General features: G+C 72.8%; 7 protein-coding genes and 1 rRNA gene. 4 read left to right on the top strand and 4 right to left on the bottom strand.

From position 1 onward, the window contains the following. Positions 1–87 (top strand): 5S ribosomal RNA (gene rrf / locus V6V47_RS30975); the annotation flags it as partial. A 462-nt stretch (positions 88–549) separates the two neighbouring features. Here rrf and V6V47_RS30970 read toward each other — a convergent pair. Next, the gene (locus tag V6V47_RS30970) at positions 550–2,406 is read right to left on the bottom strand and encodes a VanW family protein (protein ID WP_334632071.1); all 1,857 of its coding nucleotides are present in this window, start codon (positions 2,404–2,406) and stop codon (positions 550–552) included. 141 nt (positions 2,407–2,547) lie between these two features. On the opposite strand from V6V47_RS30970, the gene nudC reads away from it, so the two are divergent. After that, complete coding sequence (gene nudC, locus V6V47_RS30965) at positions 2,548–3,591, top strand: NAD(+) diphosphatase (RefSeq protein ID WP_334632070.1); 1,044 nt, start codon at positions 2,548–2,550, stop codon at positions 3,589–3,591. Between the two features lie 8 nt (positions 3,592–3,599). Here nudC and V6V47_RS30960 read toward each other — a convergent pair whose 3' ends face one another. Beyond that, complete coding sequence (locus V6V47_RS30960) at positions 3,600–4,910, bottom strand: polysaccharide biosynthesis protein (RefSeq protein ID WP_334632069.1); 1,311 nt, start codon at positions 4,908–4,910, stop codon at positions 3,600–3,602. After that, a complete protein-coding gene (locus V6V47_RS30955; protein WP_334632068.1) occupies positions 4,907–7,063 on the bottom strand; it encodes a hypothetical protein in 2,157 nt (718 codons plus the stop codon). Before V6V47_RS30955 ends, V6V47_RS30960 begins: the two co-directional genes overlap by 4 nt. Before the next feature lie 137 nt (positions 7,064–7,200). Here V6V47_RS30955 and V6V47_RS30950 point away from each other — a divergent pair, with 137 nt between their 5' ends. Next, the gene (locus tag V6V47_RS30950) at positions 7,201–8,919 is read left to right on the top strand and encodes a hypothetical protein (RefSeq protein ID WP_334632067.1); all 1,719 of its coding nucleotides are present in this window, start codon (positions 7,201–7,203) and stop codon (positions 8,917–8,919) included. Beyond that, positions 8,916–9,083 carry a hypothetical protein gene (locus V6V47_RS30945; protein WP_334632065.1) on the top strand — a complete coding sequence of 56 codons (168 nt, stop codon included), beginning with the start codon at positions 8,916–8,918 and terminating at the stop codon, positions 9,081–9,083. The genes V6V47_RS30950 and V6V47_RS30945 overlap by 4 nt, the downstream gene beginning before the upstream one ends. A gap of 55 nt (positions 9,084–9,138) precedes the next feature. On the opposite strand, the gene V6V47_RS30940 is transcribed toward V6V47_RS30945, so the two are convergent. Then, positions 9,139–10,299, bottom strand: coding sequence for a glycosyltransferase family 4 protein (locus tag V6V47_RS30940; RefSeq protein WP_334632064.1), 1,161 nt, complete (start codon positions 10,297–10,299; stop codon positions 9,139–9,141). Positions 10,300–10,548: the final 249 nt, after the last annotated feature.

Genomic DNA, 10,548 nt, shown 5'->3' with positions numbered 1-10,548 from the left:
GGTCACATTCCGAACCCGGAAGCTAAGCCCTCCAGCGCCGATGGTACTGCACTCGTGAGGGTGTGGGAGAGTAGGACACCGCCGGACAATCATTCCAAGTAGGGCCACCCGTGAGGGTGGCCCTACTTGCGTTTCCCTCAATCCAAGGAAATGCTGCCCCGCAGGATTCCGGGATGTGCCTCGACACAGCAGCAGTTTCCCCAAAGCCGCGGGCATTGCCAGGAGGCGACACGTCGACGACGGCCGCGGTGGGAGGGGGTGTGCCCGGTCGCGCAGCCCGGCCAGGTGTCGTCGCCCTCATCGAGCTCCGCCTCCTGTAGCAGGTCGGCCAGCTCGACGACGGCCTCCTCCAGGTCGGTCCTCAGAAGGAGCCTCCCGGCCTCGACCAGCTGCGCCCGTCGGCCAAAGCACACTCTCAGAGGCTGTACGACCACACGGCGCCGGGCGAAGTCCTGGGCCACGCCCAGCACCACGCCTTGGTGACACTCCAAACGTGCGACCTCAGCCGACGACACCGAGCCAGGTTACGGTCGTGGAGCTGAGGGAGACTCAGGACGGCTTCGGGCCGCACACGTAGCGCGGTTCGGCGTCGTAGCGCCAGCTGAACTTCTCCCGCTTGACTACCTTGCCGTCCTTCTTGATGACCCGGAAGGCGTCCTGGATGAAGCCGTTGATGCCGTTGCTCGGAATGCAGGTGGGCCCCGGCTTGAGGTGGATCAGCTGCGGGGTGGTGATGTTGCGGCGCGGCCCGTACTCCGTCTTCACACTGTCGTAGATCTTCGTGCTCCAGATCGACACGGTCACGGTGCTCGACGTGTACGAGGTGTCGATGAGCAGGCCGTACTGCGTGTTGTTGCGGAACTTGAAGTCCAGGCTCGGCCAGAAGATGGTGGACTCGATGACCGCCGGGTACCGGTCGAACCAGTACGAGTGCGGCTTGTGCTCGACGTCCTCCATGCCCGCGTAATAGGTGGCGTTGAACAGCGTGGTGGTGAACTGCGAGGTGCCGCCGCCGACGCCCGGCACCAGCTTGCCGTCCAGGATCACCGGCGCGTCTCGGTAGCCCTGGGCGTAGCCGCGTTCGCCGGTGTGGCCGTTCAACGAGAACGTCTTTCCCGGCAGGACGACGGTGCCGTCGACCTCCTTGGCGATGGTCGCGATGTTCTGGCTGCGCGACGAGGCCATTCCCCCGGTGAACCGGGTGGTGAACGTGGAGACGCGCTCCTTGATGCCCAGGCCGGCGAGCTTCTCCGCGGTCAGCTCCGGTGGCGTCACCTTCAACTCGCCGGTCACCTCGCGACCGTCCGGCTTCGGCAGCACGGCCAGCAGGTCACGGCTCAGGGTCGCCGCGTCGAGCTGCTGCCCGGGCCGCCCGTCGGTGACCTTGGGCCGGCCACCCACGATGGCCAGCGTGGCGTCCTTCGGCGGCACCTCGATGGCGGCCAGGTCGTCGCCGAGCGCCGCGCGCAGCCGCTTGACGTCCACCGTCGGGGTCAGCCGACCGGTCTTGTCCGCGGTGAACCGCAGGCTCTTCGCGATGGCAGCGGGCGGGACCCGCACCGAGCCCTTGTCGGTGCGCAGGGTGACCGGCGCGGCGACGGCCGGCTTCGCCAGCTCGGCGACCAACCGGTCCAACTCCTCGCTGGTGGTCGCCGGGTGGCTCTCCGTCAACTCGACGGTGACCGGGGTGCCGGCCAGCCAGCCGGAGCGGACCACGTCGGCGGAGCGCTGCGGGTCCAACGTCAGCCCCGGCTTGGGCTGGACCACCTTCGGCGTGGTGCCCTGGTAGGTGATCGCCGGCATCGTCATGCCTTGCACCTGGTCGCCGAGCACCTTACGGAGCGCGGCGTCCAGCCGGTCCACGTCCACGGTGACCACCGGGTCGACCGTGCGGGACCCGACCAACCGGCTCACCGGGTGCGCATCGGCCTCGGTGGCCGCCGCGACGGTGGCGTTGACGTCGACGCGCAGCCCCACGTCGGCCGGGTTGATCTCGGCGGTGCGCTCTCCGACGGTGACGCGCAGGGGCGCGGCAAGGGTCGCCGCGCGCCGGTCCAGCTCGGCCTGCAACTCCCGGCTGGCATCGGTGCGGCTCCGGCCGCCCAGTTCGGTGCCGAGCACGCTGGTGCCCCGGGGAACATCCCCGGCGTACGCCCAGGCGCCGGCTCCCGCCATGGCGGCGAGCACGCCACCGGTGATGCCTGCGGCGAGTAGTGTCCGCATCCGCCGTGGTCGGCGTCGGCCGGTCTCCGGCTCGCCCATCGGTGCGATGCTCGGCTCCGGTCCGTCGTCGGGCCAGGTAACCGCGGTGACCTGCACGGTGGGCCGGTCGTCGGCGGCTGGAGTCTTTTCGCCGTACAGCGTCACTAAAACCTCGATCGCCAAGTGCCACGGGAGGTTTGCCATCCCGGAGGACACCTACGGTAACCAATGCCGAGGCGTCGCGGTGGGCTGCGCCCGCCCACGCCGGTACCGCGTGTCGCCCGGCGTGTCGCGCGGATCGGGGGCGGTGCCGGCACGGACCCGCCGACGTGGCACGGTGGCCGGGTGAGCACTGCGGAGCGGGTGTTGGCGTACGGCGGCGGTTGGCTGGACCGGGCGGGCGAGCTGCGCGCCGATCCTGGGCGTCTGACCGCGCTGCTCAGCGAGGCGACCACCGTGGTGCTGCCGCTGTGGCGGGACCATTGCCTGGTAACGGACGCGCCCCGCCGGGCACGGCCGAACGGCGGCCCAGCTGCGCCGAACGACGGCACGCCCGGCCCAGCAGCGCCAAACGGCGCCGCGCCCGGCCCAGTAGCGTCGAACGGCGCCGCGCCCGGCCCGGTGCGGCTGGGTGCTGACGCGGTCGGGCCGGTGCTGGCCGCCGCCGAGCAGTTGGTCTTCCTCGGTCTCGCGGACGGCGCGGCGATCTTCAGCGTCGACCTGTCCGGCCTTAGCCAGCAGGAGGCGCTCGACCTCACCGGTGCCGACTCGGTGGTCGACGTCCGGGCGCTGGTCGGCCAGCTCGACCCGGCGGAGGCGGCCACACAGGCGTACGCCCGGGGGTTGCTGCACTGGCACCGGCAGCAGCGGTGGTGCGGTAGCTGCGGGGCGACCACCGACTCCCGCGACGGCGGGCACGTGCGGGTCTGTTTGGGCCCGGAGTGCGGTCGGCTGCTGTTCCCCCGGATCGAGCCGGCGATCATCGTGCTGGTGGTGGCACCCGACGCGCCGGGTCTGCCGGAGCGTTGTCTGATGGCTCGGCACGCGGGCGCGCCGGAAGGGGCGTACTCGACGTTGGCCGGCTTCGTCGAGGTGGGCGAGAGCCTGGAGGACGCGGTCCGGCGGGAGATGGCCGAGGAGGCCGGGATCGTCGTGACCGACCTGGCGTACCAGGGGTCGCAGGCGTGGCCGTTCCCGGCCGGGCTGATGGTGGGCTTCCGAGCTACTGCTGGGTCGGACGAGGTACGGGTGGACGGCGTGGAGTTGCTGGAGGCGCGCTGGTTCACCCGGGCGGAGCTACGGCAACGGGTCGCCGCGGGTCGTCCGCTCGGAAGGGTCGACTCGATCGACCACCAGCTGCTGGGCGCCTGGCTGGCCGCCGGGGACTGACCGCTCGATCAGCGGCGGCTCGGGCGTAGGGCGAGCCAGCCCATGACGGCGGCGGTCAGCGCGGCGGTGACCAGCGCGCAGGTGAGCACGCCTTCGACCGTGCGCGGTGCCACCAGCAGAGCCGTACCGACCAGGCCGGCGGTGGCCACCCAGAGCGGCGCGGCCGGCCACCGCGCACCGGTCGCGACTCGGTCGTTGACCAGCATGAACACCACCGCGTAGAGCGCGCCGGTGGCGGCGAAGAGCGGGGCCTCGCCGGCCAGGTGCAGGTAGTCGGCTCCGCCGACCAGCCGGAAGGCCAGCTCACCGGCGACCGCGGCGGCACCCACCAGCACCGCCCCGCTGGCCAGGATCAACCCCAACGCGAGCGCGCGGGCCCGGCGGTCGCCGCGGGCCAGCTTCGGCAGCACCAGCAGGGTGACCACCTGCGGTGCCCAGAGGGCCCCCTTGGTGAGGACCGAACCCACGGCGTAGCCCCCGGAGCCGGTGGCCGGCAGCAGTTGGCGGGCGAGGAGCAGGTCGACGTACGAGATGACGAGCATCGCCAGGGTGGCGGCGCACGCCGTCCGCACCTGCCGGCCGGTCAGCAGGCGGTCCCCGGTGTCCCTCGGGGACAGCGCGGCGGCCGGCACCGGGTCGGCGACGCTGAGGACCGGGCCGCCGGTGACGTCGCCGCCGGCGGGGCTGGGTGCGGCGAGCCGGGCCAGCAGCGGCAGGACGAGGAGGCCGGCGAGCGCGCCGAGCAGGAGGGCGCCGCCCGCCCCCCACCCCAGGGCGAGCCCGATGATGGGCCCGCCGTACCGCCCGGCGGCGAGCACGCTCATCGCGGCCGCGAGCCGCAGGAACCGCTGGTCGCCCTGGAGGTCGCCGAGCCAGCGGCCGGCCAGCACGGTGGCGAAGGTGATCGGGACGAGCAGCAGGGTCAGCGCGATCGGGAGCCGGAGCACGATGGTGAGCACCGGTGCCGCGGCGAGGGTCACCCCGGCGCTGAACGCGGCGGTGCGCACCGCCAGTTGTGACGCGCCGCTGGGCCCCCACCGGGCGCGATGGGCCGCCACGGCGATCTGCAGGCCGAGCCCGGGCACCGCCGCGATGGCGCCGAGCGCGAGCACCGTGGCCAGCGCGCCCAGATCGGCGGCGGGCAACTGTCGTGCACCGAGCATCGGGACCAGGTAGGCGAGCCCGTTGGTCAGCATGGTGGCGGCGGTGACGGCGGCACCCGCCGCACCGAGCCGTACCGGACTGGGCGCCGGGGCGGGACGTTGCGCCGTACCGGACTGGATCGCCTCTGCCACCGTCCGGGGCTCCTCGGTGTTCACTCGGGCTTCGGGGTCAGGTTGCCGATGGCGATCTCATTCGTGCAGAGCGTCAGGTCCAGGCCGGTCACTGTCAACTCCACCGCGTCACCGCCGCCGCTGATCTCGAAGAACCGCTGGTTCAGGCCCTTCTTGACCGGGAACGTCTGGCTGCCCTGCCCGAGCCGCAGCACCGCCGTGCCGTCGGCGGAGCTCAGGTAACCGATGCGGACGATCCAGAACCATTCGTCCCGTGGCTTGTCCAGCGGCATTCGGACGGTCTGGCCGGCCGCCACCAGGTAGCCGCAGCCCTCCTGCGGGCCGGGCACGATGCTGCTGCCCTGGATGGTGGCCACCTGGACCCGGCCGAGGCCGTCCAGCACCGAGGCGTTCTCCGTCTCGTGCACGAACTCGGGGCGGGAGCCGGCGGCCGCGAAGAACCGGGACTGGAGGTTGTACGGCCAGGAGAGTGCCGGGACCACTCCGCCCGGGACCGGCGTGTCGAAGAAGACCGTCCCGGGCGGGGCGCTGGCCAGCTCGATCCGGGCGGTGTCGAGGTAGGACCGGCCGAACTTCTGCGACCACTCGTCGCTGTAGCGGGACGTGGTCCAGACGGTGCCGAACATGGCCACCACCAGCAGCAGCGCCAGACCCGCGGCCACCACCTCCCGGTAGCGCTCGGGCACCGGTCGCAACCAGTCCGTCGGTGGGCGCTGCTCCCGTCCAGAGGCCGGGGTCGGCGCCGGGGTTGCGGGCGCGGCATCGGTCGCCGGCTGGGGTGCGGCGGCCGACGCCGGGTCGGGGGTGGGATCTGGGTGCGCCGGTGCGTCGTCCGCCGGTACGGGGTCGTGCGGAGCTTCGGCGTGGATCACGCCGGCCTGGGAGGAGTACGCCGAGACCACGGGGCGCGGTGCCGGCTCGGTACGCGGTGTCGGTGCCACGGCCACCTCCTCGGTGGGCCCCGGATCGGCCTGCGGCGCCGCGATCTCGCCGTCGGTCGGCTCGACACGGGCCGGTGTGGGCCGGGCGATCCCGACGAGAGCGACGCCGACGCAGATGGCGGCGACCACGACGGCGTCACTGACGTAGCGGGGCACCCCGCCAGCGACCCCGCTGTAGACGGAGCCGAGCCGGGTGGACGCCAGCATCGTCGCGACGAGGACCAGGTAGCCGCCGAACAGCACCCAGGCCCGGGTGGCCTGGCGGTCCCGCTTGACAGTCAGCACGACCAGCGCGGCGACGACCGCCCACGCGATCCAGCGGCCAAGCTCGGGCGGCGCGACCACCGGTGCCCCGTCCCCCGCGCCCAGCCAGCCCCAGGGACCGCCGACCAGACCGGGCACGAGCGTGGAGCCGAGCAGTTGGGTGAGGAAGGACAGCACCTCACCGAACGACTCCGGCCGGCGCAGGGACGACTCGGCGCGCAGCAGGTAGGCGGCGGCGAATGCGCCGACCAGCGCGGTCAGCACGAGCCAGGACGGCCACCAGCGCCGCACCGCCGTCAGCACCGCGCGGACCGGGCCGCCGTCGGTGAAGAAACAGACGGTGAAGAGAAAGACCAGCGGTACGACCAGCAGCGCCTTCTCGAAGAACAGCAGACCGAGCAGTACGGCGAGGGCCAGTGACAGCAGGTGGCGGAGGCGGCGGGTGCGGATGTACTTGAGCTGGGCACCGACGGCGAGCACCATGCTCAGCTGCATCGGCAGCATGTTCGCCCCGACCGCCCACCACGAGGTCGCCTCCAGCGTGAGCGGGCTGAACAGGAACATCCCGAGTGGGACGAGCAGCAGGCGACTCGGTCGCAGCAGAACCCGCAGCAGCCGGTAGAACGCGATGGCGAGCACCGCCTGACCGACCGCCATCAGCAGCACGTACGGCCAGTAGGTGAGGCCGAAGGCGTCGGTGACCAGCCAGGTGAGCAGCCGTCCGCCGGGCATGAAGTGGTTGTTGTAGAGGGTGAGGAGGAAACCCGGGGTGAGGGCCGACTCGGTGGACTGCGTGATCAGGACGTAGTCGTCGGCTGCCAGGTAGCCGCGGGCGGCGATCTGTGCCCGCCAGAGCACGCTGATCACGATCATCGCGAGGGCGATGGACCGGGTCGGATCCGCGCGGACCAGTCCGCCGGCCCCGCCGGTCTCGCTGCGTGCCGCGTCCACCTCGGGTCCGGTCGATGCCATGGCGGGAAGACTGCCACACCGGCGTTGGGCGGCCCCATCAGGTCAACGGATGGTTCATCGGTCGACGGGGGTCTCCGCGTACAGTGGCCGCCACCAGCGCGACGGGTGGTCGCACCGGACGGGGTGGGGTCGAGGGGATGCGCGAACGGCTCGTTCCGCACGGCGTGGCCGCCGCCGTGGCGGCGGTGGTCCTCGCGCCACTGCTGCTCCCCGGGTACGTGCTCCGCTACGACATGGTCTTCGTGCCCCGGCAGGCGTTGGGCTGGGAGGTGATCGCTCCAGCCTCGGCGCTGCCCCGGGCCGTCCCGCAGGACGCCGTGGTGGCGCTGGCCAACCAGGTGGTGCCGGGCTGGTTGCTGCAACGGCTGGTGCTGGTGGCGATCCTCTACCTGGCGGCGCTCGGCGCGGCCCGACTGGTGCCGACCGACCGGCTCGCGGTCCGGGTGGTGGCCGCCCTCGGGTACGCCTGGACGCCCTACCTGGCCGAGCGACTGCTCGTCGGCCAATGGGGACTGCTGGTCGCGTACGCGGCGCTGCCCTGGCTGGTCCGGGCGGTGATCGGGGTACGGACGGGAGTGCCCGGTGCGCTGCCGAGGCTGCTGCTCGCCGCGGCGGCATCCGCGATCACGCCGACCGGCGGTGTGCTCGCGCTGGTGGCGATCGCGGTGCTGCTGCCCGGACGGTATGCGGGGGCGGCCAGGTCGGTTTCGACCGCGCTCGGCGCGACGGTGCTGCTCAACACGCCGTGGCTGGTGGCCGGGTTCGCCAGCAGGGGCAGCGGGAGGTCGGACCCGAGCGGTGTGCTGGCCTTCGCGGCTCGAGGGGAGAACTGGGCTGGTCCGCTGGTGGCGCTCGCCGGCACCGGGGGCATCTGGAACGGGCAGACCACGCCGGCTTCTCGGGGCGTACCGCTGGTGCCGCTGGTGACCGTGCTGGTGGTGGCCGTGGCCGCGTACGGCGTACCGCTGCTGCGCCGGCGCTGGCCCGCGGCGGTGGCCGGCCGGCTCGGCCCGCTCGCCGTCGCTTCGTGGCTCGTGGCGGCGCTCGGCGCGCTGCCCGGCGGCGCGGATCTGCTCGGCTGGTTGGTCGCGACCGTGCCCGGCGCGGGCCTGGTCCGGGACGGCCAGAAGCTGCTCCTGCCGTATGCGCTGGTCCTGGCGGTGGGCGGCGCGCTCGGCGCGGAACGCCTCGCCGACCGGCTGACGGCCCGCTTCGACCCGGTCACCGGCCGGGTGCTGCTGGTCGGTGCCGCGCTGCTGCCGGTGATGCTCCTACCCGACCTGGCCTTCGGCGGGGCGGGCCGGCTGCGGCCGGTGGGCTGGCCCGCGGACTGGACCGCGGTGTCCCGGTTGGTCGAGCAGCGGCCCGGTGAGGTGATCTCCCTGCCGTTCCAGGAGTACCAGCGGTACGCGTGGAACGGCGGCCAGGTGGTGATCGACCCGGCGCCCCGGTACCTCGGCGTGCCCGTGCTGATCGACGACACCCTGCGGGTGGGTGGGCTGGCGGTGGCCGGTGAGGACCCGCGTGCCGCGCGGGTCCGGGACCTCCTCGCCGCCGGTGCGCCGGTGTCGGTGGCCGGCTCGCGTTGGGTGCTGGTGCAGAGGGCGGCCGGGCCGCCACTGCCACCGGCGACGCTGGCCGGACTGCGGGTTGTCCACGATGGACCCGAGCTGACCCTGTACCAGAATCCGAGCTGGTCCGCACCGCCGGCGCCGCGGCGACCCGGTCCGGTCGGGTTGGCCCACCTGTTGGCCGGAGCGGTGGTGTTGGGCATCGGATTTTCGGCCGCTGCGGGGGCGTGCTACCGCGTGGTAGCGTCCCGGCACGCGAGTCCCGCGGAAGGAGAAGGTGGATGAGGAACCTGCCCGCGTTCGTCGCCGTCGGTGTACTCGGGGTCGTGCTCGGCCTGCTTGGTAGCGTCGGTCTGGCGAATGTGCTCAGCCCGTCCGCCAAGGAGGCTGCCACCACCAACGTCAGTGGTGAGCAGGGCGCCGAGCCTCCGCTGTACGGCACGCGCTAAGCCCGAAACGAAAGGGCGCCCGCGATCGGCGGGCGCCCTTTCGTCGTGCTGGGGGTCAGCGGGCCCGGCTGGTCGTCTGGGCCACCAACTGCGCGAAGCGGGCTCCGGTCGCGGTCCAGGTGAAGCGGGCCGCGTGCAGCAGGGCCGCCTCACCCATCGTCTTGCGCCGTACGTCGTCGGCGAGCAGTTCACGGACCTGGGCCGTGAACTCGGCCTCATCGTCCACGAGCAGGCCGGTCTCGGTGTCGACCATCGCCTCGGCGACTCCGCCGGCGTAGCGGAAGGCCACCGTCGGGGTGCTGCGCGCGGCGGCCTCGACGATGATGAGCCCCCAGCCCTCCTTGAGCGACGGGGTGAGCGCCACCCAGGCCGAGGAGAGCACGACGTGCTTCTCCTCCTCACTGATGAAGCCGGTGAACCGGACGCGGTCGGCGATGCCGAGCGAGTCGCACAGCTCCCGCAGCGGTTGCTCCCACCAGCCCTGGCCGGCGACCACCAGCTCCAGGTCGGGCAGCTCGCCGACCAGCTCGGCGACGGTGCGCAGCGCGATCTCCACCCGCTTGTGCGGGACCAGGCGACCCAGCACCAGCAGCGACGGGTGTGGGGTGCGCGGCAACGACGGGCCGGTCACCGGGGGTGTGCCGTTCGGGACCACGTCGATCCGCTCGGCGGCCACCCCCAGCTCGGCCAACTCGGCGCGACTGGCCTCGGAGACGGTGACGTACCGGCAGCGGCGGTAGAGCCGGACGGCCAGCCAGGACTCGATCCACCAACCCAGCCGGGCCATCCACGGGCCGAAGACGACCGGCCACTGCTCCCGGTGCACGTGGTGCACCAGCGCGATCACCGGTCGGCCGGCGTACAGCGGCGCGAAGAACGGCACACCGTTGCAGACGTCGACCACCAGGTCGGGTCGCCCCAGGTGACGCCGGCTGAGCGGGCCCAGACCGAAGCGGCCGGCGAGACAGGTCAACGCCGCCCGGGCGTAGACGGTGTGCCGGGAACCTCGGCGCAGAATGCGTACGCCGTCGGCGTTGGTCTCCGCCGGGCTGGCGTTGCGGTGCGCGGCGCAGAGCAGGGTGACCCGGTGGCCGACGGCGACCAGTTCGGCGGCGATCCGCTCGAGGTAGACCTCGGAACCGCCGCCCTCCGGGTTGGTGGTGTCGCGCCAGTTGAGGAACACGACGTGGCGTGCGGGGGTGGCGGACTTGTCCACGCTGCTCCTACCGGTGAGTAAGTGAGCACGATCGCGCCACCCTAGGGCGGCCCCACCCGCGGGCGCAATGGGTCGCATCGGCAGCGAAGATCGGATAACCGCTCGTCGATCGGGGGTTTGCCGGCGGCGGAAAACCTTGGCAGGGTGTGCACCGCAACCGTGTGTGGTGGCTGGCGTCCGGGTGGCGCCGCCCGGCGGGCGCAATGGACTTCGACCTGCGCTCGGACGCGCCGGTACGCGACGAGGAGG

The sequence above is a fragment of the Micromonospora sp. CPCC 205539 genome, assembly GCF_036906815.1.
GTDB lineage: Bacteria > Actinomycetota > Actinomycetes > Mycobacteriales > Micromonosporaceae > Micromonospora.
The sequence above is the reverse complement of the archived record's forward strand: the minus strand, read 5'-3'. Positions and strand labels throughout refer to the sequence as shown.

Excerpts from the sequence above, each read along its gene's own strand:
- V6V47_RS30955 (WP_334632068.1), bottom strand. The coding sequence starts at position 7,063 with ATGGCATCGACCGGACCCGAGGTGGACGCGGCACGCAGCGAGACCGGC.
- V6V47_RS30970 (WP_334632071.1), bottom strand. The coding sequence starts at position 2,406 with ATGGCAAACCTCCCGTGGCACTTGGCGATCGAGGTTTTAGTGACGCTG.
- V6V47_RS30945 (WP_334632065.1), top strand. The coding sequence starts at position 8,916 with ATGAGGAACCTGCCCGCGTTCGTCGCCGTCGGTGTACTCGGGGTCGTG.
- V6V47_RS30950 (WP_334632067.1), top strand. The coding sequence starts at position 7,201 with ATGCGCGAACGGCTCGTTCCGCACGGCGTGGCCGCCGCCGTGGCGGCG.